Here is a 24,942-nt window from a genome sequence, read left to right as displayed (position 1 = left end):
CCAACCCTCAGGCCATTACTTCATATTGTTCGATCACCCACTGTTCTTCCTCGGCCGCGCCGATCCATTCGCGCATCCAGTCATGTTCACCAATCGCCTCCATATAGGCCTGCGCAAAGCCGGGGACACCGATGCCATAGGTGACAAAGCGGGTAACGATCGGCGCATAGAAGATGTCGGCGGCCCCGAAGGTGCCGAACAGATAGGGCCCGGCGCTGCCATGCCGCGCGCGCGCTTCGGCCCAGAGGGTGAGAATGCGCACGATATCGTGCCGGGTCGCATCCGACAGGCCTGGCAGGTCCACCCGGCGGCGGATGTTCATCGGCAGTTCGCGCCGCAGCGACTGGTAGCCCGAATGCATCTCTGCCACCATCGCCCGCGCCATCGCGCGCGCCGCGTCATCCTTGGGCCAGAACCGTTCGCGCCCGACCTTGTCCGCGCAATATTCCATGATCGCAAGGCTGTCCCACACCACCGCATCCCCATCCCACAGGATCGGCACCTTGCCGCTGGAGGGCTGCACTTCGCCCATGTCCTGCTTCAGCCGGTCCCATTCCTCGCCCATGATCGGCACGGTGAGTTCGTCGAAATGCAGGCCCGACTGCTTGACCGCGAGCCAGCCGCGCAAGCTCCAGCTGGAATAGTTCTTGTTGCCGATGATGAGTTTCATGAGTCTGCGCTCCACCTTGCGAGACGGGTTAAGGGGCTCCCCTAGATATTCAGGCTTTTCCTGTCGAGGCTGAACGGTCTATCACGGTCGCGCAAGCAGGAGCCGCCGCATGACCCTACCCCCCTTCCACCTCGCTTTTCCGGTTGACGATCTGGCCGCCGCGCGCGCCTTTTATGGCGGCGTCATGGGCTGCGCTGAGGGGCGGTCATCGGACGAATGGATCGATTTCGACTTCCACGGCCACCAGATCGTCGCGCATCTGGCACCGGGGCAGGCAGGGGATCGCGCCAGTAATCATGTGGACGGACACGGCGTGCCGGTGCCGCATTTCGGGCTGGTGCTGGGGATGGACGAATGGACAGCTCTGGCCGAACGGTTGCGCGCGGGCGGCGCAGATTTCGTGATGGCGCCAACCATTCGCTTCAAAGGACAGCCCGGCGAACAGGCCACCATGTTCCTGCGCGACCCATCCGGTAACGCCTTGGAGTTCAAGGCGTTTGCTAACCCGGCTAACCTGTTTGCTACCTAATTGGACTAGGTACCTATACCAAAGAGATCGGTTGCTATCCGAAATGATCATGGGATGGATAACGAAATCCTAACCAATACCCCGTAGTTCTCCGTGGCATGAAAACACATGCCCACCTTTATGCTTCGTTCGCGACCGTTCTCGTCCCCGCCATGCTGGCCGGCGTTTTTGCGCCTTCCGCCGCCTTGGCCGGAGGGGTGACTGCGGGGACGCTGATCGAAAACACCGCTGTCGCCAACTTCGACGAAGCCGGTGTGCCGCGCAGCATCAACTCCAACACCGTGACCGTGCGGGTCGATGAGCTGCTTGATGTGACGCTGACCTCGCTCAACCCCGGCCCGATCACCGCGGGTGCCGGAACGACGGTGCTGACCTACGAGTTAATCAACCAGGGTAACGGCCCCGAAGCCTTCCGCCTGACCCCCAACACCGCTGTCGCGGGCAATGATTTCGACGTTTCTTTTCGCGCCATTGCAATCGATAGCAATGGCAACGGCACCTATGACGAAGGCGTGGACCAGATCCTCGCCCAGCCGCAAACCACCGACGTTCTGGCCGCCGATGCACGCCTGACGGTGTTTGTGCTGGTCGACATGCCGCAAGGCACGGCCGACGGGCAGAACAGCAATGTCGAACTGACCGCGCAGGCCGTCACCGGCACCGGCAGCCCCGGGACTTCGTTCAGCGGCGCGGGCGTAGGCGGCGGCTTCGCGATTGTCGGCACCACCGGCGCGCAGGCCAATGCGCGCGGCGCACTGGTCAATGCGGCGGCATCGCTGCAACTCGTCAAATCGGTGTCGCTGCGCGATCCCTTCGGCGGCACCAGCGCGGTGCCCGGCACGATTGCCACCTTCACCATCGAAGCCCGCGTCAGTGGAACCGGCGCCGTCAGCAATCTGGTCGTGACCGACGCCATTCCCGACGGCACCACCTATGCGCCGGGCACACTGGCGCTTGACCAGGCAGCGCTGAGCGATGCGGCCGACGGCGATGCCGGCACCGCGTCGGACACCAGCGGGATTGCTGTCACCCTTGGCAACGTTCCGGCGGGCACCACCCGCGCGGTCACGTTCGATGTCGTCATCGACAAATAGCATCTTACTGAAATTTCATACCAAACCAAAAAACAACACACACTTGGGGCATAACAATGAAGACGATCAACACGCTGATGCTTGCGTGCGCTGCCATGGCCACGCTGGCCCTGCCTACCCTGCCGCTGGCAGCGCAAACCGCCGCCAGCCCCATCGCGCTGACGGGCGACGTGAAGGCCGAAAAGGTTGTCACCGATGCGGACGGCAAGCAACGCACCGAACTGGTCGAGCCGACCACGATCGTCCCCGGCGATCGCCTGATGTTTGGCACCGATTACGCCAATCGCGGCGCCGAGCCGGTCAGCAACTTCGTTGTCACCAACCCGCTGCCCGCTGCGGTCCGGCTCGCGCCTGATGCCGATGCCGCGCTTGAGGTGTCGGTTGACGGAGGCAAGACCTTCGGCGTGCTGGGCGCGCTGACCTTTACCAATTCAGACGGGACCACGCGTCCCGCCGCCCATGCCGACGTCACCCACGTCCGCTGGGTGCTGGCGAGCATCGCACCCGGCGCATCGGGGCGGCTCACCTATCCGGCCATCATCCGCTGACAAGCGGGCGATAACCGCCACGTCCTGCGGGCGGCACAAGTGACGCGGGACTAACACTCGGGACCAGACCAATGAAAACCACCAAGCAGTTGCTGGGTGCGGTGAGCGCGCTTGCGCTCGTCGCGATGTCCAGCGCCCCTGCACTGGCCGAAGGGACCAGCGCAAACACGACCATCACCAACAACGTCTCCGTCACCTATAATGTCGGCAACGTTACCCAGAATGCCGAGACGGCAAGCAACAGCTTCACCGTCGACCGGCGCGTGAACGTCAACGTCAACTATATCGGCCCGGCCACCTCGGTCTCGCCGGGTCAGCAGAACGCACCGATCGCGTTTGACGTGACCAACCTGTCGAACGACACGGTCGATCTCGATCTTACGGCCGCCTTGCGCAACGGCACGGCTGCCAACATCGCGAACTTCCAGATCTATCGCGACAACGGCAACAACATCTTCGATGCAGGCGACACGCTGGTCACCTACCTTGATGAAGTTGCTGAAGATGCGACCGTTCGCGTCTTCGTGATTGCCGACATCGGCCTCAATGCGGTCAATGATGACGTCTTCGATGTCACGCTGACAGCCAATGCCCATGCAGGCGGCGTGGTCGGTACTCGCGGCGCCGAACTGGTGGCCACCGCGGGCGCGAACACCGCAGGCGTTGACACGGTGCTGTTCGACGGCGCGGGCGATACCGATGCGGTGCGCGATGGCGCGTTCTCCGACACCGGCACCTACGAGGTGGCCGGCGCCCTGGTGACGGTGACCAAGACCAGCCGTCTGGTCAGCGATCCGGTCAACGGGACCACCAATCCCAAGGCCATCCCGGGCGCAACGGTTGAATATTGCATCACCGTCGCGAACGCTTCGGGCGCGGCCACCGCGACCGACGTGAATGTGACCGATGACCTGCCATTCGACGTCAGCTATGACGCCGCTTTCGGCATCTTCATCAACGGCAATGCCAGCTGCACCGGCGGTACCGCCGGCGGCACCTACAGCCCCACATCGGGACCGGGCGGTGAAAACCAGATCCTTGGCGATCTGGCTGATGTGGCTGCCGGGCAGACCCGGTCGCTCTACTTCCAAGTCACGATCGACTAATCGGTCGGGACCGGGTCTTGCGTGTTATTCCCTCTTTGCGGCGCGTGGCAGCGGCACTCTTTGCAGTGCTGCTGCCATTCGGCGTGCCGCAAGAGGGGGTAAGCGCTCAGACTGATACCGGTGATGTGCTGCGCACCGTCACCAACATTGCCGAAGCGACCTGGGATACCAACGCAGCGCCGCTGCGCGTGACCAGCAATCCGGTCACTTTCGATGTCAGCCCTCTGCCGCCCACCATTGCGGTGTACCGCCGCACCACCGGATCAGGCTCAGAACTGGCATACCGCGCTCCGCAATGCGGCCCGGCGACCGGCCCCGTGCAGCAATTGCGCGCCACGGCCACCGCTGGCGCTACGCCCGGCGATACCGCCACCTCGGCGGTCACCACCGCCAAAGTCCAGCAGACGGACGAGCTGCGCGGCGGCGAGCCTTTGTTCTTTGAAGTCACCGCTGCCGGTGCCAACCGCAATTCGGCTGAAATCGACAGTCTGACCGTGACGCTGACCACCCCCGGCGGTGACCGCGAAACGATGACCGTCTTTGAAACGACGCCCGACAGCGGTGTGTTCGTCGGCGTGGTCAATACCCTGCGCATGCCCCCGCCGCTGGTGCAGGAAGACTGCCGCCTGAGCGTGGGCGAGGATTCGCGCATCACCCTGTCGGCCATGCGTCCGGGCCGTGACACCATCATGGTGTCGGCCGAAGTCACCGTGCTGGTCGATCCGTTCGGCGTGGTGTTCGACAGCGAAACCGGCGCGCCGGTTGATGGTGCGCGCGTGTCGCTGGTCAATGCTGATACTGGCCGCCCTGCGGTGGTCTTTGCCGAAGACGGCGTCACCACCTGGCCTTCCAGCATGATCTCCGGCGCGGCGGTGACCGATGGTTCGGGCCGCACGGTGCCGATGGGGCCGGGCGAGTTCTGGTTTCCGCTGACCGCCGAGGGCCGCTACCGCCTGGTAGTCGAGCCGCCCCAGCCCTACACCGCGCCCTCTGCCGCCCCGCGCGAAATGCTGGCGCGCGTCAGCCGCCCTGATGGCACCCCTTATGTGATCCGCGAAGGATCCTATGGCGATGCCTTCGTGCTCGACAGCCCGGTGCCGTTTGAAATCGATGTGCCGGTCGATCTGCCGGTGGCGCAGCTGACCCTGACAAAAACCGCCTCGCGCACGCAGGCTGTGCCGGGCGATGTGGTGTTCTACACCGTCACCATCGGCAATAATGACGCCGCCCGCATCCGGCGCGGGATCACGGTGATCGACACGCCGTCGCGCTGGCTGCGGCTGCGCCCCGACACGATCCGCGTCAACGGCGCGCCCGCGCCTGACGCGGTGACGATTTCGCCGGACGGCCGCGTGCTCACCATCGCGCTGGGCGATCTGCCCGGCGGCACCACCGCCCGCGTCACCTATGGCATGACCGTGCGCCCCGATGCGCCTCCGGGCCGGGCACTGAACGAAGCGCTCGCCCGTGACGCCCTGAACCGCGAGGCGCGCACCAGCGTGGCGATCGACCTGCTGCGCGATGGCATTGCCGACCGCATGACCATTATCGGCCGGATCACCGACGGGGCCTGCACCCTTGCCGAAGCCGACCGCCGCGGCATTCCCGGTGTGCGCGTGATGCTGGAAGATGGCAGCTTTGCGATCACGGATGCCGATGGCCGCTACCACTTCGAAGGCGTCGTGCCCGGCACCCATGTGGTGCAGGTCGCCCGCATGACCCTGCCCGAAGGCGCGCAGATGATCGATTGCAGCGCATCGACCCGCAATGCCGGCAGCACCTTCTCGCGCTTTGCGATCGGTCAGGGCGGTAGCCTGGTGGTCGCCGATTTCCACGCGATCCTGCCGCAAGCTGCCGCACCGCTGGCCCCGGCTGAACCGGCCCCCGCGGCGATCGCCAAGCCCAAGGACGCGCCGCAGGACGCTGCGCCGGCCGTCACCGATTACCTCAGCCTTGGCGATGGCGAGGATGGCTTTGTCGCCCCCGCCATCGACGCCAACCCGCGCGCGCCTGCCATCCGGGTGGCGATCCGCCACCGCCGCGGGCAGAGCGTCCAGCTGTTGGTCGATGGCAAGCCGGTCGATCCGCTCGCCTTTGACGGGACGCAAAACCCGGACAAGGGCAAGTTCGCCATCAGCCAGTGGCGCGGCGTTCCGCTGCCGGGCGAACGCACCGTGCTGGAAGCGCGCATCGTCAATTCCTTTGGCGAAGTCGCCAAGACCTTCACCCGCGAAGTGTTCTTCACCCGCGCGCCGGCCAAGGTCGAATTTCTGCCGGAACAATCGCAGCTGATCGCCGATGGCCGTACCCGCCCGGTGGTGGCGATCCGCGTGCTTGACCGCAATGGCCGCCCCTTGCGCGAAGGCATGTCGGGCAACTTCACCCTGAACGCGCCCTACCAGAGCGCGGAACAGATCGATCGCCAGCAGCTCAACCAGCTGACCGGCACCGCGCCCGTCGCCGCGCGCTGGGTGGTCGAAGGCGCCGAGGGCATTGCCCGCATCGCACTCGCCCCCACCATGGTCAGCGGCTCGCTGCGCCTCGCCTTCGCGTTCGACGATGGCGAGATCACCCGCCGCCAGGAGCTGGAAGCGTGGGTTGAACCGGGCGAGATCGAATGGACCATCATCGGCCTTGCCGAAGGCACCGCCGGTGCGCGTTCGGTTGCCGATAACATGGAACGCGCCGGCCAGTTCGACAGCGATCTGGGCGAAGACGCACGCGTCGCGCTGTATGCCAAGGGCCGGGTGCTGGGCAAATATCTGCTCACCCTCGCCTATGACAGCGCCAAGCAGCGCGAAGACCAGCGCGTGCTCGGCGCGATTGATCCGTCGGCCTATTACACCGTGTTTGGCGATGCCTCGGCCCGCCAGTTCGATGCTGCCAGCCGCGAAAAGCTGTATGTCCGCGTCGAAACCGCGACTTTTTATGCACTTTACGGCGATTTCCAGACCGCCTTCAATCAGACGCGTCTCGCCAATTACAACCGCACCGCCACCGGCGTGAAGGGCGAAGCGCGCGTCGGCGCGGTCAAGGCGCAAGGGTTCGCGGCCGAGATTTCGAGCCGGTTCCAGCGGCAGGAAATCCAGGGCCAGGGCATCTCCGGCCCCTACAGCCTCGCCAGCCGCCGCATTCTGGCCAATTCGGAACGCGTCACCATCGAAGTGCGCGACCGGTTCCGTTCGGAACAGATTGTCTCGTCGCGCCAGCTGACCCGCTTTACCGATTACGACATCGATCTGCTGTCCGGCACGATCCGCTTTGCCGCCCCGGTGCTGAGCCGGGACGAAAACCTCAATCCGCAATTCATCGTCATCGAGTTTGAAACCGATGGCACGGGCGCGGCTGAAATGAACGCCGGGGTGCGCGCTGATTGGACGAGCGAAAGCGGCGCGATCCGCATCGGCGCGAGCGCGATCACCGACGCCGGGCTGGAAGGCGCCAATGGCGAGACCCAGCGCACCGATATCGGCGCCGTCGATCTGCTCGCCCGCCTTGGCGAAAACACCGAGATCCGCGCCGAACTGGGCGTCAGCCGCCGCGAAGGCGATGCCGCGACCGGCTGGCTGGTGGAAGCCCAGCACCAGACGGGCAGTATTGATGTGCTGGCCTATGCCCGTTCGATCGATACCGAATATGGCATCGGCCAGCAAAACGCTGCCGAACGTGGCCGCCGCAAGGTGGGCGTGGATGGCCGGGTGCTGCTGGCGCAGGATTTCAGTTTTGTCGGCAGTGTGTGGCAGGACGAAAGTCTGGCCGACCCCACCCGCCGCCGCGCCGCCCAAGGCCAGTTCGCGCTGACCCGGCAGCGCACCGACCTGCGCCTTGGCGTGGTGCGGTTCGATGATCGGCTGGCCACCGGCGGCTCGGCCACCTCGACCGTGCTGGAAGCAGGCGCGACCCAGCGGTTGTTCGACAACAAGCTGGAATTGTCGGCTGGCACTGCGATTGCGCTCGATCAGGCGGAAAGCCTTGATCTGCCCGCGCGCCACCGGCTTGGCCTGCGCTATGCGATCACGCAAAGCGTGCGGCTGGTGGGCACCTATGAACTGGCCGATGGCAAGAACCTGCAAGCGCGCCAGCTGCGCGGCGGGATCGAAGTTGCGCCCTGGCAGGGTGGGCAGGTCGTCACGTCGCTGGGCGAAGAAACCATCGGCGAGAACGGCACCCGCAGCTTTGCCGCCTTCGGCCTGTCGCAAAGCCTGCAAGTCACGCCTGCGTTGACGGTCGATGCCACCATTGATGGCAACCGCACGCTGGGCAGCCGCGCCAGCAATGCCGCGCTGGAGCCGGGCGTGATCAACCCCGCGCAGCCCGCTGCCAGCGGCGGCCAGCTGACCGGCGGCCTGTTGTTTGAAGATTTCACCGCCGCGACCATTGGCGCGGCCTGGCGCAAGGACCGCTGGAGCGTGACCGCGCGCGGCGAAGTGCGCGATGGCGAAGTTGCCGACCGCAAGGGCGCGCTGCTCGGCGCGATCCGCCAGCTGGGCGAAGGCAGCCTGGTGGGATCGGGCATGACCTGGACCCGTTCGGAAACCGCAGGCGGGGCCAGCGCGGAAATCATCGATGCCAGCATTGCCTTTGCCCACCGCCCGGACGGATCACCGCTCGCCATGCTGGGCCGGCTCGAATATCGCAGCGACCAGATCACCGGCGCGCTTGGCGGCGAAATCGGCGGGATCGCAGCCATCGGCGGCGGCGCCGGACGCACCGCGCTGACTGTGGACGGCGATGCCACCTCGCGCCGCCTTGTCGGCAGCCTGTCGACCAATTTCAGCCCGCGCGGTCACGTGGGCGGGGCCGAAGTGCGCCGCCACGAAATCGCGCTGTTCCTGGGCGCGCGGCACAATCTCGACGAGTTTGAAGGCATTGAATACACTGGCACTTCGGTGTTGGTCGGCGGCGATGCGCGGCTTGGGATCGGCGACCGGATCGAAATCGGCGCAAGCACCACAGTGCGCAGCAACCTTGATGATGATGTGACCAGCTTCTCCTATGGCCCCACCATCGGTCTGGTGCCGCTCGACGGGATGCTGGTGACGCTCGGTTACAATGTCGAAGGCTTCCGCGACGGCGATTTCCGCGCGGCCCGCAACACCGACAAGGGCGTGTTTGCCGCGGTGCGGATGAAGATCGACGCCGACAGCTTCGGCTTCCTCGGGCTGGGGCGCTGATGATGGCGCAGGCCGATCAACAATCGCAGCGGCCCGGCGGGTTTGCTAACCGGCTGTTTACCACGATTTCCTATGCGGACAGAATGAAGGCAGGGGGACGATTGCTGCGCAGGCTGCTGGCTGTGATGCTGCTGGCGTGCGGCCTGTTGTGGGCCCCGGCGGCGCAGGCGCAGAATTGCGGACAGGCCACCGGACAAGGCACCGCGCCCGCCAGCTGGCAAACCTATTGCTGGCTGAACCTGACCAATTACAACGATGCCACCGCCCGGTCGGCTTCGGGCCAGAACCTCAGCTTTACTCTGCCGGATGGATCAACGCTCACCTTCAACGCGCGCGTTACGGGGACAAACCCGGCCTATAATGCTCAGACGGCTCCATCATGGACCGGGGCTGCGGTCGGTAACTCCGCCTTCACCGGCATTCCGGGCCGTCCGGTGCTTTACAGCACGCAGGCCGGAACCAGCCGGATCGCCTTGACCAACATTTCCATCACCCCGCCAGCGGGGGGCGGCGTGACGGTCTATTCCTTCGTCGTGGCCGACGCCGAATCCAGCAATGATGGCGAAGCGCTGCGCTTGTCGACCAATGGCGGCAGCTGGCAATTGCTCGATACCGTTCCGCCGATCAGCGGATCAACCTTCCCGACGATTACAGGGGTGGGCAGCAGCAATGTCACCATCACCGGCGTCCCCGGCACGGTCGGCGCGCATATCCTTGGCAGCAACAGCCCCACGAGCGTCACGGTAGAAACCCAGTCGGGCGGCCTTCAGGGGGTGATGTTCGCCATCCGGTTTGCGACCATCCGGCTCCAGACCCAGATCCTTGGGGCGCGGGTCAATGCCGCTGACCAGTTCCAGTTCCAGATTGCCTCGACCGCCACCAGCGCGGCGATCAGCAGCGGGACGACAAGCGGCACCGGCAACGGCCCCTTCACCACCAATCCGCTGAGCATGTCAGCCGGGATCCCGATCACACTGCGGATCGCCATGGCCGGCGGCAGCAGCAACGCGCTGACCGCCTATGCCGCCAACCTGACCTGCGTGAACAACGCCGGGGCGACGCGCGGCACCTTGCCGAACAATCTGTCCACCACCAGCACCGATATCGGCCAGTTGCAATTCGGCGAATCGCTGGTGTGCACCTATGCCGTGGGCGCGCAGCCCCGCCTGCGGCTGCGCAAGCAGCTGGGCTCAGGGGGCCGGCGGTTTGATGGCGACCAGTTCACGGTGCGGATCATGGACGGCTCCACCGTGTTCGCATCCTCCACCACCACGGGCACCGGCGGCACCGTGAACAATGGCGACACCACCCTGACCCAGGTTGTCAACGGGCGCACCTATACCCTCAACGAAATCGCCGCCGGGACCGCCAATCTGGGCAATTACAATGCCACCATGGCCTGCACCAATGCGGCAAGCGGGGGTTCAACCACTGCTCTGCCGAATGCAGTGGGCGGGTCGATTACCTTGCGACCGGGCGATGCGGTCACCTGCATCATCACCAACACCCGCCGTCAGACAGCGGTGCTGGTGATCGAGAAAAACAGCGCGGTCATCTCCGATCCGGTCAACGGCACCACCAATCCCAAACTGATCCCGGGCGCGATCGTCGAATATGCGATCACCGTGCGCAATGTCGGCACCGGCACGGTCGATTCCAGCTCGATCATCATCATCGATGCGATGCCGGCCAACATGGCCTTTGCCACCGGAACGCCGGTGACCTTCACCAATGGGTCCACCACCAGCGGATTGAGCCCCTTCAACGCCGGAACAATGGTGCGCTATTCCTCGGCCGCGGGCGGGGCTGCGCCCTATACCTACACGCCAACCGGCAGTTTCGATGCCAATGTGCGCGGCATCCGCATCGCGCCAACCGGAACGATGAGCGCCGCGACCAGCACCACCGCCCAGCCCAGCTTCACGATCCGGTTCCGGGCACGGGTGCAATAGGCTACCGGGGCAAGGCCTGCCTTGCTGCCAGCGCCCCGGCGGCGCGCTGGGGGCCGGACGCAGCATATCCCTGCGGGCGCGGTACATCATCGAATAAGGCGGGGCCGAACGGGCACGTGTGTACGGCCGGATTGCCTTGATCTTGCCGGTCTTGGTCTTCACCACGCGGAGCCGACGGCAGCTATTGACCAGCACGGGCACGAATAGCTAGCGCGGCGTCTGGATCATATTCCGAGCACGAGTGCACGCAGTGCAGGATCGCCGCTGAACTTCATCGGTCCAGATCGCACCTATGCGCCACCACTATTTGCGAGCGTTCGCCAGCGCGGCATAACCCAAAAACACGAAGGCAAGCGCCAGCAGGGCCGACGCCAGAGGCTTCAAGCCCCCATCTTCAAACTGCTGCTGCAACATGAAGCCGCCTGCCATCATCAGGGCCAAGCTGGCAATCAGCATGCGGCGATCTTTTACTTTTGACATGGCGTGTTTCCCTTGCTTTTCGGTGATGAGGTGACCGCCCGGGGACGGTCACCTCGTGTTGCGTCAGTCACCAGTCTCAGACAGAACCGCAGCTGCGATCAGCGTGGTCGAGGCAACGGCGAAAAACCCCGCTGCAACCGGGAGCAACCCTACGGTCGCTGCCGCCCCCCAAGAGTCGCAAAGCCAGCGCTTGCCTCAACGAGGCGGCTGCTGGTCTTGCGGGCGCCATCGACGAGATCAAGCTCGCTCGGGGTAAGATCCCGAATTTGGTCATTTTGCTTCATGATTATTTCCCCCTCAATCGCCATCAACGGCAGCAACAAGCAATGCAACACCAGCAACCGCGCCGAAAGCGGCTGCGGCCGGAAGAGCGCCCCCAGCAGCGCTGACACCAGCAGCAATACCCGCACCGCCTGCGATCCACCGGGCCGCATTGCCGATCCGTCCGGCGCCATCGATCATCTCGATTTCAGCAAAACTCAATTCTATGATGGATCGCCCAGGAGTAACCCCGGCTTCACACATATAGTTCATAACGTTCCTTTCAAAGTAATGGACCACATTGGTAGCCCTTCAAATGAAAGCATCGTCACAACAAAACATTTACTTGTCGCCCCGCAGCAGCAATGCCCGGTAACAACAGCCGCAAGCACTTCGGCTCGACCACTTCAGTTTTTCTGTATACCACACCAGCACTAGTCATTCTGGACTAGCCACAAACCGCACACTTGGTTTGCCCGGGATCACGAGAGCAATGGCACTCTACCCCGCCCAGCCTTCGCCCAGCGCATCGCCCACCACGGCGGCGCGCAAGGCTTCGATCCCCATGCCCTTCTCGCTGCTGGTGAGGTGCAATTCGGGATAGGCGGCGACATGCTTGCGGATCTCGGCGGTGGTCGCCTGCGCGACCGTGTCCAGCTCGCTCGCCTTGATCTTGTCGGTCTTGGTCAGCACCACGCGGTAGCCGACGGCGGCTTCATCAAGCATCTTCATCATGACCCGGTCGACGTCCTTGATGCCGTGGCGGCTGTCGACCAGCACCAGCGTGCGGACCAACACCTGCCGCCCGCGCAGGTAGGAATTGACCAGCGCCTTCCACTTTTCGACCACCTTCACCGGGGCCTTGGCAAAGCCGTAGCCCGGCATGTCGACCAGCCGGAACAAGGGCAACGCGCCCTCTTCTTCCGGGCGGCCGACATCGAAGAAGTTCAATTCCTGCGTCCGCCCCGGCGTCACCGAAGCGCGGGCAATCGCCCGGCGGCCGGTCAGCGCGTTCAACAGCGAGGACTTGCCCACATTCGACCGCCCGCAAAAGGCAATCTCGGGCACCGCCGGATCGGGCAGGAATTGCAGCTGCGGCGCGGACCGCAGGAAATCAACCGGCCCCGAAAAGAGCCTGGATGCCGCTTCCTCGCGGGCTTGCTGTTCAATTTCGTCCATAACCAACACCGTTCGGGCTGAGCCTGTCGAAGCCCTGCACTCTCTTTGCAAGCCACGAAGGGAAAAGAAAAGTACGGCCCTTCGGAAGCGAAGCTGTTGCGCAGCAACACCGGCTCAGGGCGAACGGATCAAGCGCTAAGTCTTCTTGTCCGCCGCCGCGTTCGCCGCCTTGAGCTGCGGATGGCGCGAATAGAGATAGCTCTGCTGCGCGACCGTCAGGATGTTCGAGGTCACCCAGTAAAGCAGCAGACCAGCCGCAAAGGGCGCCATCACGAACATCAGGATCCACGGCATGATGTCGAACAATTGCTTCTGGATCGGGTCCATCGCGGCCGGGTTCAGCCTGAAGGTCAGCCACATGGTAATCCCCAGCAACACCGCCAGCGGGCCAATCGCCAGGAAGCCCACCACTTCGTAAGGCAGCAGCCCGAACAGGTTGAGGATATGCGCGGGATCGGGCGCGGACAGATCCTTGATCCAGAGGAAGAACGGCTCGTGCCGCATCTCGATCGCGAGCACCAACACCTTGTACAGCGCAAAGAAGATCGGGATCTGGATCAACATCGGCAGGCAGCCCGCCAGCGGGTTGACCTTTTCATCCTTGTAAAGCTTCATGATTTCCTGCTGCTGGCGCGGCTTGTCATCCTTGAAGCGTTCCTGAATCTCTTTCATCTTTGGCTGGACAGCCTTCATCGACGCCATTGAGGCAAAGCCCTTTTGCGCAATGGGGAACATCAGCCCGCGGATGATAAGGGTGAGCAGGATGATCGCCACGCCGAAATTGCCGACCAGCCCGTTCAAGGTGCGCAGCAGCCACAGGATCGGCTTTTCGACGATTTCGAACCAGCCCCAGCTGATCGCCTTGCCGAAATAGGTGATCCCGGCGTCTTCATAGGCATCGAGGATGTGGCTGTCCTTGGCCCCTGCATACAGGCGCGTGTCCTGTGTCACCGTGCCGCCGGCGGGCACTGTGCTGGCGCCATAGAGCAGATCGGCGCGGAACAGCGTACCCCCAAGCGAACGGAAGCCCGCATTATCGGTGGTCACCTTGCCCTTGCCATCGCCGGGCACCAGCGCGCCCAGCCAGTATTGATCGGTAAAGCCCAGCCAGCTTGGCGCGCCTTCGGGGCTTTCGCCGCCCAGTTCGGCCAGTTCCGGATAGGAATGCGGATCCCACAGCGTCCCGCCAAACACCCCGACCGGGCCGGAATGCGCCACGAACTGATCGATGGTGGCGTTGGTGCTGGTGCGCTTGATAAGCGCAAAGGGCTGCACCACCGCGGGGGCGGTGCCGGCATTGGTCACGGTCTGGCTGGCGGTGATCATGTAATTGGCATCGACCGCGAAGCGGATCGCATAGGTCACGCCGGTCGCATCGGTGCGGGTCAGTGTGACCGGAGTGGTCGGCGTCAGCTTCGTGCCATCGGCCTGCCACAGCAGGTTGGACGGCTGACGCGCCCCGCCGCTGACAAAGCCGAATTCGGCGAAATACTGCCCCGGTGTGCCTTCGGGCGCGAACAGGCGGACCGGGCCGGAATCCTTCTTCACCGTCTCGCGGTAATCCTTGAGCACGATGTCATCGATCCGCGCGCCCACCAGGTTGATCGATCCGGCAAGGCGCGGGGTATCGATCGCCACGCGGTTGCCGCTCGCCAGGGCCGCTGCCAGATCGACCTTGCGCACCGCAGCGCCATCAGCCCCCAGGGAACCCGCACCCGCCGCGGCTGGCGCAGCGCCCGCTGCCGCCGGCACGGGCTTGACCGGATCGGCTTGCGCGGAAAGCGCCGCCTCGGGGTAGAAATAGCGCATCCCCAGATCCCACCCGAGAATGAGCAGGCCCGAAAGCACGACAGCGAGCAGAAGATTGCGATTGTCCAAGTGTAAGCCCCGAGAGAATGCCAAGACAGGTGTATTATGGGGTTAAGGCGGTCCCGTTTAAAGCCCTAGGGCACCGGATCATGACCGTGCCCACCCCATGGGTGGCAGCGCATTAGCCGCTTAAATGCCATCCATCCACCCTTGAGCGCACCATACTTGCCAATCGCCTGAATCGCATATTCGCTGCACGAGGGCGCATAGCGGCAGGACGGCGGCAGAATGCGCGACGGACCCAGCTGCCAGCCCCGCGCGATGAGGATGAGGAGCTGCTTCATTTGCGGCGATCCCCCTTCCTTGGCCGCCGCCCGCCCGCAGGATCGCCGCGCCCTTCGCGCGCGCGTTCGAGCGCTTTGGCGAGTTCCTCGGCCATCAGGTGGAAATCCCGCTCCACCCCGCCCGCCCGGCCGATCAGCACATGATCGTGATCGGGCAGGCCCTGCGTGGGCAGCGCCGCGCGCAGCAGTTCGCGAAAGCGCCGCTTCATGCGGTTACGCACCACGGCATTGCCGATCTTCTTGGTGACGGTGATCCCGAAGCGGATGCCCTTACCGCCATCGGGCCCGTCATTGGGGCGGGTCAGCAGCACGAATCCGCTGCGCGCATTGCGAAGGCCGGAATTGGCGCGAAGGAAATCGGCACGCTTGGTCAGAACGGAGAGAGTCATTTGTTTACGCCCTCAAACGCCGGGCGGCGGACATCCGTTCGCCTTGGCATCCGCCTTGGCTTTGGCCTGCCGGCCGGCGCGCAGTCGCGCTTGCGAACCGCTGACGCGGTTCGGAAAATGCCACACCGCCAGCAGCCAAACACAAATCGGCTCAGAACGGAGGAGGCGATAAACGTCAACGGGCTCCCAAGGGGAGCCCGCAAGGCCGACCGGCCGCCCGCAGCGATGGGGCCTTCGGGCCCCATAAGCGAGGAAATCGCACCCGCGCAGGCGGGTGCGCAAACAATTACGCGCAGAGCTTCTTGCGGCCGCGGTTGCGGCGGGCGCGGAGCACCTTGCGGCCACCCGGGGTCGCCTTGCGCGCGAAGAAACCGTGACGACGAGCGCGCACGAGATTGCTGGGTTGGAAGGTCCGCTTCATAAGTTCCTCGAAAAAATGACCGGCTGGCTTGTTCGGGTTCACCCCCAAACCAGACGGGGCCACCCACCGGCGACCGCAAATCAGACCGGGGCCGTTATGGGAAAGCCGCCCCTGAGTCAAGCAAACCTGCGCCCAGATCGGCATAGGCCAGCCGGGGTGCAGGACGGGCATGATCCCATAGGCGCGCCAGCAAGCCGGCTGCTGCCATAGGCCGGGCCAGAATGGCCGGCTTGATCGTATCAGCCGACGCCCGCATGGCCTGCGCCGCCAGATCGCCTGACCGCGCCAGCGCCAGTCGTAGCCCGGTTTCGAGCCGCGGGTCCAGACTGCGGGTCGCAGGGATCCGTGGTTCGGGCGCAATCCACTGAGCCATTTCTGCGCCTTGCAGCCACAATGCGCCCGCGTGCGGGACGGAATTGGTCATCGCATAAAAGGCGCGGGCCACATCGGCTGTCATGCCCATTTCGGCATAGTAATCGAGGTACAGGCGGTTTTCAGGGGCATCCAGCGCAAAGTCGGCAGGCTCGCGGCCCAGCTCATCGCGCCACGAATGCACAGCAAACAGGGCGCCCGGTTCGATCGTGCGGCGGGTTCCGGCCAGAAACAGCTCGACCGCGCCCGACCGCGCTGATCCGCCCGCTGGCACGTGGGTCGCAAGGCCAGCCGCGCGGATGGCACGGCCCAGCCTCAGATTGGCCAGATCGTGGCTGGTGCCCGGCGCATCGGCAAATTCGATCACTTCAAGCTGCGGGAAAGCGGCCAGCATCGCCGCAAAGGCCTGCGGGCTGGACGCATCGGTCGATGCCACGATCGCGGCGCGGCGGCTGTCGATCACGCGGAACGGGCCAAACCGGGCGATCCCGGCCGATGCGGCGGCCATCCGCTGCGGCTGGGGGATGAAGCGCACCGGCTGTTCGCTGATGGTTTCGGTGACGGTCACGCCGCCGCTGCGCACAGCGCTCGTGATCTGGTAGGCCGCCGGAGCGGGGGCCGCAGCGCTGTCGTCCACCCGAACCCAGGTGCCGGTGGCAGGATCCCATTCCTCGACCCAGCTGATGCGCTCGACCACGCGCGCGCCCGGTTGCCCGGCTGCCGCTACCGTGCCGGGCAGCAGCACCGCCAAGGCGGCTAACAAAAAGGCGAGCGCGCGGATCATGACCGGCAGTGTCGCCCAGCGCCGCCTGCCAAATCGCCAAGATTTATGCTTTAAAAAAACCTTAGGATTCGCCCGTAGGATCGCGGGACCGGCCCAGCGGTTGGAAATCCGCAGGCGCAATCCAACTCCGCAACGCGCGCTGTGGGCGAGCTTGGTGACCTTGCCAAACCGCAGCGAACCGCTCGACAAGCCCCTTAGAAGGCTGCACAAACAGACCCTTGGGGCGGTTGAGGGGCAAGCAGATGGTCGCGTTGGTACGAACGGTTGCCTATCTGGGGCTGGAAGCGCGCAGCGTTGAGGTGCAGTGTCAGGTCGCCCCCGGTATGCCGCGCTTCACGGTGGTCGGCCTGCCCGACAAGGCGGTCAGCGAAAGCCGCGAACGGGTGCAATCGGCGCTGTCGGCGATGGGGCTGGCGCTGCCGCCCAAGCGAATCACGATCAACCTGTCGCCTGCCGATCTGCCCAAGGACGGGTCGCATTACGACCTGCCGATCGCGCTCGCCCTGCTGGCCGCGATGGGCGTGACCGATGCCGAACAGCTGGGGGACTGGATCGCTGTGGGCGAACTGGCGCTGGATGGCCGGGTGGTCGCCAGCCCCGGCGTGCTGATCGCAGCGCTCCACGCCAGCGAGGCGGGAACGGGCCTGATCTGCCCGGCCGAACAGGGGCCGGAAGCGCGCTGGGCCAGCGGGGTCCCGGTGCTCGCCCCGCGCGATCTGATGAGCCTGTTGGGGCATCTGAAGGGCAGTCTGGTGCTGCCCGAACCTGCGCGCGGCGAGGTGGCCGACGCAGCGGCGGGCAATGATCTGAAACAGGTCAAAGGACAGGAAACCGCCAAGCGCGCACTCGAAATCGCAGCGGCAGGGGGCCACAATTTGCTGATGGTCGGCCCGCCGGGATCGGGCAAAAGCCTGCTGGCGAGCTGCCTGCCCGGCATCCTGCCCGACCTGACGCCGGGCGAAGCGCTGGAAGTGTCGATGGTGCAATCGGTCGCGGGCACGCTGGAGGCAGGCCGCATCAGCCGCGCCCGCCCCTTCCGCGCCCCGCACCATTCGGCCAGCATGGCAGCGCTCACCGGCGGCGGCTTGAAGGTGCGGCCGGGCGAGGTCAGCCTGGCGCATCTGGGCGTGCTGTTCCTCGATGAACTGCCCGAATTCCAGCGCCCGGTGCTCGATTCGCTGCGTCAGCCGCTGGAGACCGGCCGGGTCGATGTTGCCCGCGCCAATGCCCATGTGACATTCCCCGCGTGCGTGCAGCTGGTCGCGGCAATGAACCCGTGCCGCTGCGGTTACGCGGGCGATCCGGCGAGGAATTGCAACAAATACCCGCGCTGCGTCGGCGATTATCAGGCGCGGTTATCTGGCCCGCTGCTCGACCGGGTCGACCTGCATGTTCATGTCGGCGCGGTCAGCGCGATCGACATGGCGCTGCCCCCGCCCGCCGAAGGCAGCGCCGAGGTGGCACTGCGCGTCGCCGCCGCCCGCGCGCTCCAGACCGCACGCGGGGTCCGGTCGAACGCCGAGCTTGAGGGCGAACAGCTCGATCGATACGCCGCCCCGGACGAAGCGGGGCGCAAGCTGCTGCTCCAGGCCGCCGAAAAGCTGCGCCTGTCCGCGCGCGGCTATACAAGGATGCTGCGGGTCGCACGCACCGTCGCCGACCTTGCCGGGGCCGACACGATTGGCCGCGCCCACATTGCCGAAGCGCTATCCTATCGGCTGATGACAGGTTAAGGACCAGCCCAAGGCCGCGCATCCCCTCCCCCAACTCCCGCGCGCGGCTGACCAAAGGCGCATTGGCGATTTCGGACGATCCTGTAGTTTTGCCGAGAGAAGGCGTAGCCCAGCCGCCGCGCGGTTTGGCCGCGCTGCTGGCGGCGGTGCGCGATGCGCCGCGGCGACGCAAACTGGCGAGCCTGGCGATTGCGCTCGCACTGGAAGGCGGGATCCTGCTGTTGCTGCTGACACTCGGCACGCAGATCGCCGGGGTCGAAGACGGCGCAGAGGATGTGACCACCTTCGAGGCCATCGAATTTGCCGCCCCGCCCGAACCGGCAAGCGAACCGGCAGCCGAGGCCAGTGCGGCCGACACCCCGCAAGAGGCTCAGCCGACCCAAGCCCAGCCCGTACCGCAGCCGATGCGGCCATCGCCGCTGGCGCTCAACCCCGCCCCCGCGCCCGAACCGCCACCGCCTGCGCCGCCTCACGCACAGCAGCCGCCTCAACCCCAGCCCCAACCCCGCCCCGTGCCCAAGATCGGCGTACGGATCAGGCCGGGGCCGTCCGCTGGCCCCGCCGACACCGGCAATCCGCGCAGCGCGGGCGATAGCGAGCGGGTCGGCACGGCGCCCAATGGCGAGCCGCTTTACGCCGCGCGCTGGTACCGCGAGCCGACCGATCAGGAGCTGAGCGGCTATCTCTCCACCGCCAACGGCCCCGGCTACGCGCTGATCGCCTGCAAGACCGTCCCCGATTACTACGTCGACAATTGTGTTTTGGAGGGTGAAAGCCCGCAAGGCTCGATGATCGGCCGCGCGGTGCTCGCCGCCGCCTGGCAGTTCAGGGTCCGCCCCGCCCGCGTGGGCGGACGCGAACAGGTGGGATCATGGGTCAGGATCAGAATCACCTATTCGGTGAGCAAAGCGCGGCGCTAGGCCCGAAGGTGATCCTTCACCACCGCGATGAAATCGGGGCCCCATGTCTCAAGCTTTTTCGCCCCCACACCGCCAATCGCGCCGAGTTCGGCCAAGGTCTCCGGGCATTGATGGGCGATGTCGCGCAGCACCGAATCATGGAAGATGACATAGGCCGGCAGGCCGTGTTCGGCGGCGAGTTCCTTGCGGCGGGTGCGCAGTGCTTCAAACAGCGGATTGCCGACCGGATTGGACGCTTCATAGCCGCTGCGGGTGCGGCGGCTGCGGCGTTCGCGCTTGGGGGGCGGTTCGGCAATGCTGACCCCGGCCTCGCCCTTTAGCACGCCGCGCGCCTCTGGCCCCAGCATCAGCCCGCCATGCTCGGTCGCCGCCAGCATTCCGCGCGCCACCAGCGTGCGGGTGAGCGGCCTGAGCAGCGCCGCCTCGCCCGCGGCGACGATGCCGAACACCGATAGCTTGTCGTGCCCGCGCGACGTAATTCGCTCGTCACTGCTGCCGGTCAGCACCTTTTCGATGTGGCCGATGCCAAAGCTCTGGCCGGTGCGATAGACGGCGGAAAGCAGCTTGCGCGCCAGCACGCTCGCATCGAGCACCTGCGGCGGATTGTCGCAATTGTCGCAATTGCCGCAGCGTTCGGGCGGATGTTCGCCGAAATGCTTGAGCAGGATCGCGCGGCGGCAAGTCGGCGCTTCGACCAATTGCGCCAGCGTGTTGAGCCGTGCCTGCTCCCCCGCCAGCCGCTCGGGCTCGACATCGCCGAGCCACTGGCGCGCGCGGGCGAAGTCTGAGACGCCCCAGAACAGATGCGCTTCGGCCGGATCGCCATCGCGCCCGGCCCGGCCTGTTTCCTGATAATAGGCCTCGATCGATTTGGGCAGGCCAGCGTGGATGACGAAGCGCACGTCGGGCTTGTCGATGCCCATGCCGAAGGCGATGGTGGCGACCATCACCATGCTTTCGGACGCCACGAACTGCGCCTGCACCGCCGCGCGCCGTTCGGGCTCCAGTCCCGCGTGATAGAACGCCGCCTCGCGGCCCGTGCGGGCGATCTGGGCGGCGATGTCCTCGGTCGCCTTGCGGCTGGGCGCGTAGACGATACCTGCACCCTCCATCCGCGCCAGCACATCGGTGATCTGGCGCGGGCCATTGTCGCGCGGGGTGATGGCATAGCGGATGTTGGGCCGGTCGAACCCGGCAACGATCATCCCGTCTTCGGGAATGCCGAGCTGGCGCAGGATGTCGATCCGGGTGGCGGGATCAGCGGTGGCTGTCAGCGCGAGGCGCGGCACGTCCGGGAAGCGGTCGAGCACCGGGCGCAGCATCCGGTAATCAGGGCGAAAATCGTGGCCCCATTCGGACACGCAATGCGCTTCGTCGATGGCGAACAGCGATACCGGCGCACGCTCGATCAGGCTCTGGAAACCAGGCGTGGAGGCGCGTTCGGGGGCAACATACAGCAGATCAAGCGCGCCGCTGCGAAACGCCTCGGCGGTGGCGGCATTGTCGCTGTCGGCCGATGTCATCGAAGCCGCGCGGATGCCGGCTGCGGTAGCGGAACGGATCTGGTCGTGCATCAGCGCAATCAGGGGGGAGATGACGATTGCCGTGCCCTGACGGGCCAGCGCTGGCACCTGGTAGCACAGGCTCTTGCCCGCGCCGGTCGGCATCAGCGCCAAGGTGTGCGCACCGGCCATGACCCTGCCGATCACGGCTTCCTGCTGCCCGCGAAAAGCAGGATAGCCGAAGGTGCGGCGCAGGATGTCGTGGCATTCGGGCGGGGCGACCAGGTTCATGGCCGCAGCCCTAACCCATTGCGTCAGCGCAGGGCACCCGCCCGCGCAGCGCTATCGACCGATTATCGCGCTGCGGCGGCCTTGGCCTCGGCCAGATCGACCACGTCGCCCCTGCCAAGGCTGACGCCTTGCGATTCGCCGGGGGTGGCGATGGTGCCATCCGCACGGCGGCCCAGATTGGCGGGACGGGTCAGCCACAGATCCTGCGGGCCGAGGATGCGCCCGTCATGCGCAAGGATCGACACCGGGCCAATCGGCAAACGGTCGCGTTCATCGACCAGCACCGGGTCTTCGACCACGGTTTCACTGCCGTATTTCTGCCCCCACTGGCGCAGCGCCAGCATGGCAGGGAGCAGATCGAGACCCTTTTCGGTCAGGCGGTATTCGATCTTGCGGCGATCATCGGCGCAGGGCTCGCGCTTGAGGATGCCGTGTTCGACCAGCTTGGCGAGACGGTTGGACAGGATGTTGCGGGCAATGCCGAGTTCGCTCAGGAACTCCTCGAAGTGCTTGAGACCGTTGAAGCTGGCGCGCAGGATCATGAAGGACCAGCGTTCCCCCATCACCTCCAGCGCTTGCGGCAGACCGCATTCGATCAGTTCGCGCAGCGGTTCTCTCAATTCACCCATGATTTCTATCCCTTCCCCATCCGGGGACGTGTGTAACCGCTTTTGCAGGCTGTCACAAAAAATTTCAGTTTTCAGTTGCAACTCGCAACCTAGTTAGGTAGGTGGTGAATAGCAACTGGTTTCGATTCGAAATGTTGCATTGCAAAATATAGTGGCACAGACCATGGGGCGCAAAGGCCCTGACAAAAAAGGCAAAGGATACCCCGATGATCAAGACCCTCTCCCTCTCCCGCACTGGCAAGCTTGCCATCCTCGCGTCGGCCCTGGTTTACACCGGCGCCACCTTCGGCATCGCCACCAGCGGCGCTCCGCTGAACGCAGCCGGCACCCCTTATTACAGCGCCACGCTGACAGCGCCCGCAGGCGAAGCCCGCGCGGTTGCCGGCGGCATTGCCTGGACTTGCGAAGGCGCCACCTGCGTCGCGGGCAAGGCCAGCGCGCGCCCGCTGCGCATCTGCCGCGGCCTCAACCGTAAGTTCGGCGAAATCGCGACTTTCAAGGTCGAAGGCGAAGCGATCACTGCTGAAGAACTGGCCAAGTGCAACGGCTGACCCCGGCCTGACATCAAGTCCCTCTCGGTCCGGCACCTCTCCAGTTGGACCGAGCTGCTAACCCCCGGCGTGTCCCGGCGCCGGGGGTTGTTTTTTATGTTCGCTCGCCCCGGAGCGAGCCTCCTACAGCAATCCGGCCGCTATGAGCTGGGCCTCAAGGCTCTTCGCATCCGTAAACAGATGCGCGTCCCAGCCGCGGGCTTTGGCGGCGGCGATGTTGGCGGCGTTATCGTCGGTAAAGAACAGTTGCGCCCCAGTCCGCCCGCTGCGCGCCTCGACGATTTCGTAGATTCGCGCGTCAGGCTTGGCGACCTTCTCCGTGCCCGAAACGATAATGTCGGCGAAGTGATCGAAGATCGGCTGGACCGGGCGGAACATCGCGAAGAACTCGTCGCCGAAGTTGGTCAGGCAATAAAGCGGGACGCCCGCCGCCGCCAGCCGCTCGACCAGTGCGTGCGAGCCTTCGACCGGGCCGGGGATCGTCTCGTTGAACCGCTCGGCATAGGCGCGGATATGCGGTTCGTATTGCGGGTAGAGCGCGATTCGTTCTGGCACCATATCGGCCAGCGCGCGGCCGCGATCATGTTCGAAATGCCATTCTTCGGTCACGACATGGCTGAGAAACCAGTCAAGTTCCTGCGGGTCATCAATCAGTTTTTCGAACAGGGCGCGCAGCTCCCACTGGAACAGCACTCGCCCGATATCGAACACCACCGCCTTGCGCATCGCGCCCCTGCTCCCTTGGCCCCAAACGCTTGCGGCCCGCCCTCCGAAAAGGAGGCGGGCCGCGAAATCCATCAGCTGCCTGCGGGCAGCTGCGCCAGCTTAGCCCTGGCGGGCCTTGAAGCGGCGATCGGTCTTGTTGATCACATAGGTGCGGCCACGACGACGGATCACGCGGTTATCGCGGTGACGGCCCTTGAGCGACTTGAGGCTGTTGACGATCTTCATGGCTCTCAGCTTTCAAATGACAAAGCGCGCCGAACCCAAGCCGGCGCGCGCAAAAATGAAGCGTGCCGTTAGCGGGCAGGCACGGCGGCGTCAATGCGAGTCTGTTACGCGGAGCGGCGCAAATCGGGCAATTTGCGCTCCCACGCCAGCGCATGGGCAATGATTGTGTCGAGTTCGGCGTGCTGCGGCTGCCATCCCAGCGTCCGTTTCAGCCTTGCCGGGTCGGAAATCAGCGAATCGGGATCGCCGGCGCGGCGGCCTTCGATCCGGCGATCAAGCTGGCGATTCGTCACCCGGTCGACCGCATCCAGCACCTCGCGCACCGAAAAGCCGCGGCCATAGCCGCAGTTCATCGTCATCGAGCGCGCCGGATCGGCGATCAGCGCCTCCAGCGTCAGCACATGGGCTGCCGCCAGATCGCTGACATGGATGTAATCGCGCACGCCGGTGCCGTCGGGCGTCGCATAGTCGGTGCCGAACACGCTGACCGATTCGCGCAGACCCAAAGCCGCCTCGATCGCGACCTTGATAAGATGCGTCGCGCCTGCCGTGGACTGTCCGCTGCGCGCCTGCGGATCGGCGCCCGCGACATTGAAATAGCGCAGCACGCCGTAGTTCAGCCGGTGCGCGGCCGCGACATCGGCCAGCATCTGCTCGGTCATCAGCTTCGACCAGCCATAGGGGTTGATCGGGCGCTGCGGGGTATCCTCGCTCACAGCGGCGACATCGGGAATGCCATAGGTCGCTGCGGTCGACGAAAAGATGAAATGCGGCACGCCCGCCTGCACCGCAGCAGCAATCAGCGCGCGGCTTTTGGCGGTGTTGTTATCGTAATATTTCAGCGGGTCGGCCACGCTTTCAGGCACCACGATGCTGCCTGCAAAATGCATGATCGCCGCCGTCCCCTGCTCGGCAAAGATGCGCGCCAGCAGATCGGCATCGGCGACATCGCCCTGGTATAACGGCACGTCGTCCGGCAGCGCAAAGCGAAAGCCGGTGGACAGATTGTCGATCACGGCAACCGGCCACCCGGCATCGCGCAGCGCAAGCACCGCGTGACTACCGATGTAACCCGCGCCGCCAGTGACGAGAACGGAAGGTTTGCTGGGCAATGTCATGATGCAGGCCTTACCACGCAATCCGCTTAGATTTTCTCAATAGACCTGTTGCGAAAGTGGGGATTAGGGGATTCCCGTTTGGCGTAAAATCTGATTCACGCTTTGGATGCAGAGGTTTTGCGCTGAGCGGCTGAT

The 24,942-nt window shown here is 65.1% G+C and carries 23 protein-coding genes; 10 read left to right on the top strand and 13 right to left on the bottom strand.

Annotated elements, in window-relative coordinates; all coding sequences use genetic code 11:
* Positions 1–7 precede the first annotated feature (7 nt).
* On the bottom strand, positions 8–670 hold the full coding sequence (locus C0V72_RS07760; protein WP_101793141.1) for a glutathione S-transferase family protein: 663 nt from the start codon (positions 668–670) through the stop codon (positions 8–10).
* A gap of 109 nt (positions 671–779) precedes the next feature.
* Here C0V72_RS07760 and C0V72_RS07755 point away from each other — a divergent pair, with 109 nt between their 5' ends.
* The 6 genes from C0V72_RS07755 (at position 780) to C0V72_RS07730 (ending at position 11,073) form a co-directional block, all read left to right on the top strand.
* Positions 780–1,199, top strand: a complete 420-nt coding sequence (locus C0V72_RS07755; protein ID WP_101793138.1) for a VOC family protein — start codon at positions 780–782, stop codon at positions 1,197–1,199.
* A gap of 98 nt (positions 1,200–1,297) precedes the next feature.
* Positions 1,298–2,293, top strand: coding sequence for a DUF11 domain-containing protein (locus C0V72_RS07750; protein WP_101793135.1), 996 nt, complete (start codon positions 1,298–1,300; stop codon positions 2,291–2,293).
* Between the two features lie 56 nt (positions 2,294–2,349).
* A complete protein-coding gene (locus tag C0V72_RS07745) occupies positions 2,350–2,841 on the top strand; it encodes a hypothetical protein (RefSeq protein ID WP_101793132.1) in 492 nt (163 codons plus the stop codon).
* Between the two features lie 71 nt (positions 2,842–2,912).
* Positions 2,913–3,947 carry a DUF11 domain-containing protein gene (locus tag C0V72_RS07740; protein ID WP_101793129.1) on the top strand — a complete coding sequence of 345 codons (1,035 nt, stop codon included), beginning with the start codon at positions 2,913–2,915 and terminating at the stop codon, positions 3,945–3,947.
* A 44-nt stretch (positions 3,948–3,991) separates the two neighbouring features.
* Positions 3,992–9,121, top strand: a complete 5,130-nt coding sequence (locus C0V72_RS07735) for a hypothetical protein (protein WP_233999841.1) — start codon at positions 3,992–3,994, stop codon at positions 9,119–9,121.
* 2 nt (positions 9,122–9,123) lie between these two features.
* Positions 9,124–11,073, top strand: coding sequence for a CshA/CshB family fibrillar adhesin-related protein (locus C0V72_RS07730; RefSeq protein WP_172438954.1), 1,950 nt, complete (start codon positions 9,124–9,126; stop codon positions 11,071–11,073).
* Between the two features lie 303 nt (positions 11,074–11,376).
* Here C0V72_RS07730 and C0V72_RS16390 read toward each other — a convergent pair whose 3' ends face one another.
* On the bottom strand, positions 11,377–11,529 hold the full coding sequence (locus C0V72_RS16390; RefSeq protein ID WP_172438953.1) for a hypothetical protein: 153 nt from the start codon (positions 11,527–11,529) through the stop codon (positions 11,377–11,379).
* Between the two features lie 306 nt (positions 11,530–11,835).
* Here C0V72_RS16390 and C0V72_RS16200 point away from each other — a divergent pair, with 306 nt between their 5' ends.
* Entirely contained in the window at positions 11,836–12,252 is a 417-nt protein-coding gene (locus C0V72_RS16200; RefSeq protein ID WP_143704545.1) for a hypothetical protein, read from the top strand.
* Between the two features lie 63 nt (positions 12,253–12,315).
* Here the strand turns inward: C0V72_RS16200 and yihA are convergent, their stop codons facing one another.
* From yihA to C0V72_RS16775, 6 genes are all read right to left on the bottom strand, one after another.
* Positions 12,316–12,993 (bottom strand): ribosome biogenesis GTP-binding protein YihA/YsxC, encoded by a 678-nt coding sequence (gene yihA / locus C0V72_RS07720; protein WP_101793121.1) that lies wholly within the window; start codon positions 12,991–12,993, stop codon positions 12,316–12,318.
* A 135-nt stretch (positions 12,994–13,128) separates the two neighbouring features.
* Positions 13,129–14,871: a membrane protein insertase YidC gene (gene yidC, locus C0V72_RS07715; RefSeq protein ID WP_101793118.1), complete on the bottom strand. Its 1,743-nt coding sequence runs from the start codon at positions 14,869–14,871 to the stop codon at positions 13,129–13,131.
* A 65-nt stretch (positions 14,872–14,936) separates the two neighbouring features.
* Positions 14,937–15,146 (bottom strand): membrane protein insertion efficiency factor YidD, encoded by a 210-nt coding sequence (gene yidD / locus C0V72_RS07710; RefSeq protein ID WP_101793116.1) that lies wholly within the window; start codon positions 15,144–15,146, stop codon positions 14,937–14,939.
* The gene (gene rnpA / locus C0V72_RS07705) at positions 15,143–15,535 is read right to left on the bottom strand and encodes a ribonuclease P protein component (RefSeq protein WP_101793113.1); all 393 of its coding nucleotides are present in this window, start codon (positions 15,533–15,535) and stop codon (positions 15,143–15,145) included. The genes yidD and rnpA overlap by 4 nt, the downstream gene beginning before the upstream one ends.
* A gap of 286 nt (positions 15,536–15,821) precedes the next feature.
* Positions 15,822–15,956 (bottom strand): 50S ribosomal protein L34, encoded by a 135-nt coding sequence (gene rpmH, locus C0V72_RS07700; protein WP_036801591.1) that lies wholly within the window; start codon positions 15,954–15,956, stop codon positions 15,822–15,824.
* 94 nt (positions 15,957–16,050) lie between these two features.
* The gene (locus tag C0V72_RS16775; RefSeq protein WP_101793110.1) at positions 16,051–17,112 is read right to left on the bottom strand and encodes a hypothetical protein; all 1,062 of its coding nucleotides are present in this window, start codon (positions 17,110–17,112) and stop codon (positions 16,051–16,053) included.
* A gap of 242 nt (positions 17,113–17,354) precedes the next feature.
* On the opposite strand from C0V72_RS16775, the gene C0V72_RS07690 reads away from it, so the two are divergent.
* Positions 17,355–18,845 (top strand): YifB family Mg chelatase-like AAA ATPase, encoded by a 1,491-nt coding sequence (locus tag C0V72_RS07690; RefSeq protein WP_101793107.1) that lies wholly within the window; start codon positions 17,355–17,357, stop codon positions 18,843–18,845.
* 125 nt (positions 18,846–18,970) lie between these two features.
* Positions 18,971–19,765 (top strand): hypothetical protein, encoded by a 795-nt coding sequence (locus tag C0V72_RS07685; RefSeq protein ID WP_101793104.1) that lies wholly within the window; start codon positions 18,971–18,973, stop codon positions 19,763–19,765.
* Here C0V72_RS07685 and recQ read toward each other — a convergent pair.
* Positions 19,762–21,558 carry a DNA helicase RecQ gene (recQ, locus tag C0V72_RS07680; RefSeq protein WP_101793101.1) on the bottom strand — a complete coding sequence of 599 codons (1,797 nt, stop codon included), beginning with the start codon at positions 21,556–21,558 and terminating at the stop codon, positions 19,762–19,764. The two genes, C0V72_RS07685 and recQ, sit on opposite strands and share 4 nt — an antisense overlap.
* A 62-nt stretch (positions 21,559–21,620) precedes the next feature.
* Positions 21,621–22,187: a winged helix-turn-helix transcriptional regulator gene (locus C0V72_RS07675; RefSeq protein WP_101793098.1), complete on the bottom strand. Its 567-nt coding sequence runs from the start codon at positions 22,185–22,187 to the stop codon at positions 21,621–21,623.
* A 206-nt stretch (positions 22,188–22,393) separates the two neighbouring features.
* On the opposite strand from C0V72_RS07675, the gene C0V72_RS07670 reads away from it, so the two are divergent.
* On the top strand, positions 22,394–22,738 hold the full coding sequence (locus C0V72_RS07670; RefSeq protein ID WP_101793095.1) for a CC_3452 family protein: 345 nt from the start codon (positions 22,394–22,396) through the stop codon (positions 22,736–22,738).
* A gap of 123 nt (positions 22,739–22,861) precedes the next feature.
* Here C0V72_RS07670 and C0V72_RS07665 read toward each other — a convergent pair whose 3' ends face one another.
* From C0V72_RS07665 to galE, 3 genes are all read right to left on the bottom strand, one after another.
* Entirely contained in the window at positions 22,862–23,464 is a 603-nt protein-coding gene (locus C0V72_RS07665; RefSeq protein ID WP_101793092.1) for an HAD-IA family hydrolase, read from the bottom strand.
* 99 nt (positions 23,465–23,563) lie between these two features.
* Positions 23,564–23,689, bottom strand: a complete 126-nt coding sequence (ykgO, locus tag C0V72_RS07660) for a type B 50S ribosomal protein L36 (protein ID WP_017666014.1) — start codon at positions 23,687–23,689, stop codon at positions 23,564–23,566.
* Positions 23,690–23,793: 104 nt separating this feature from the next.
* The gene (gene galE, locus C0V72_RS07655; RefSeq protein WP_101793089.1) at positions 23,794–24,807 is read right to left on the bottom strand and encodes a UDP-glucose 4-epimerase GalE; all 1,014 of its coding nucleotides are present in this window, start codon (positions 24,805–24,807) and stop codon (positions 23,794–23,796) included.
* Positions 24,808–24,942: the final 135 nt, after the last annotated feature.

It is taken from the genome of Porphyrobacter sp. TH134 (assembly GCF_002855495.1).
Taxonomy (GTDB): domain Bacteria; phylum Pseudomonadota; class Alphaproteobacteria; order Sphingomonadales; family Sphingomonadaceae; genus Erythrobacter.
The sequence above is the reverse complement of the archived record's forward strand: the minus strand, read 5'-3'. Positions and strand labels throughout refer to the sequence as shown.

Coding starts and splice junctions, on each gene's coding strand:
- C0V72_RS16200 (WP_143704545.1), top strand. CDS start 11,836: ATGATTATTTCCCCCTCAATCGCCATCAACGGCAGCAACAAGCAATGC.
- C0V72_RS07675 (WP_101793098.1), bottom strand. CDS start 22,187: ATGGGTGAATTGAGAGAACCGCTGCGCGAACTGATCGAATGCGGTCTG.
- rnpA (WP_101793113.1), bottom strand. CDS start 15,535: ATGACTCTCTCCGTTCTGACCAAGCGTGCCGATTTCCTTCGCGCCAAT.
- C0V72_RS07665 (WP_101793092.1), bottom strand. CDS start 23,464: ATGCGCAAGGCGGTGGTGTTCGATATCGGGCGAGTGCTGTTCCAGTGG.
- yihA (WP_101793121.1), bottom strand. CDS start 12,993: ATGGACGAAATTGAACAGCAAGCCCGCGAGGAAGCGGCATCCAGGCTC.
- C0V72_RS16390 (WP_172438953.1), bottom strand. CDS start 11,529: ATGCTGATTGCCAGCTTGGCCCTGATGATGGCAGGCGGCTTCATGTTG.
- ykgO (WP_017666014.1), bottom strand. CDS start 23,689: ATGAAGATCGTCAACAGCCTCAAGTCGCTCAAGGGCCGTCACCGCGAT.
- yidD (WP_101793116.1), bottom strand. CDS start 15,146: ATGAAGCAGCTCCTCATCCTCATCGCGCGGGGCTGGCAGCTGGGTCCG.
- C0V72_RS16775 (WP_101793110.1), bottom strand. CDS start 17,112: ATGATCCGCGCGCTCGCCTTTTTGTTAGCCGCCTTGGCGGTGCTGCTG.
- rpmH (WP_036801591.1), bottom strand. CDS start 15,956: ATGAAGCGGACCTTCCAACCCAGCAATCTCGTGCGCGCTCGTCGTCAC.
- galE (WP_101793089.1), bottom strand. CDS start 24,807: ATGACATTGCCCAGCAAACCTTCCGTTCTCGTCACTGGCGGCGCGGGT.
- C0V72_RS07750 (WP_101793135.1), top strand. CDS start 1,298: ATGAAAACACATGCCCACCTTTATGCTTCGTTCGCGACCGTTCTCGTC.
- C0V72_RS07740 (WP_101793129.1), top strand. CDS start 2,913: ATGAAAACCACCAAGCAGTTGCTGGGTGCGGTGAGCGCGCTTGCGCTC.
- C0V72_RS07760 (WP_101793141.1), bottom strand. CDS start 670: ATGAAACTCATCATCGGCAACAAGAACTATTCCAGCTGGAGCTTGCGC.
- recQ (WP_101793101.1), bottom strand. CDS start 21,558: ATGAACCTGGTCGCCCCGCCCGAATGCCACGACATCCTGCGCCGCACC.
- C0V72_RS07670 (WP_101793095.1), top strand. CDS start 22,394: ATGATCAAGACCCTCTCCCTCTCCCGCACTGGCAAGCTTGCCATCCTC.
- C0V72_RS07745 (WP_101793132.1), top strand. CDS start 2,350: ATGAAGACGATCAACACGCTGATGCTTGCGTGCGCTGCCATGGCCACG.
- C0V72_RS07690 (WP_101793107.1), top strand. CDS start 17,355: ATGGTCGCGTTGGTACGAACGGTTGCCTATCTGGGGCTGGAAGCGCGC.
- C0V72_RS07730 (WP_172438954.1), top strand. CDS start 9,124: ATGGCGCAGGCCGATCAACAATCGCAGCGGCCCGGCGGGTTTGCTAAC.
- C0V72_RS07755 (WP_101793138.1), top strand. CDS start 780: ATGACCCTACCCCCCTTCCACCTCGCTTTTCCGGTTGACGATCTGGCC.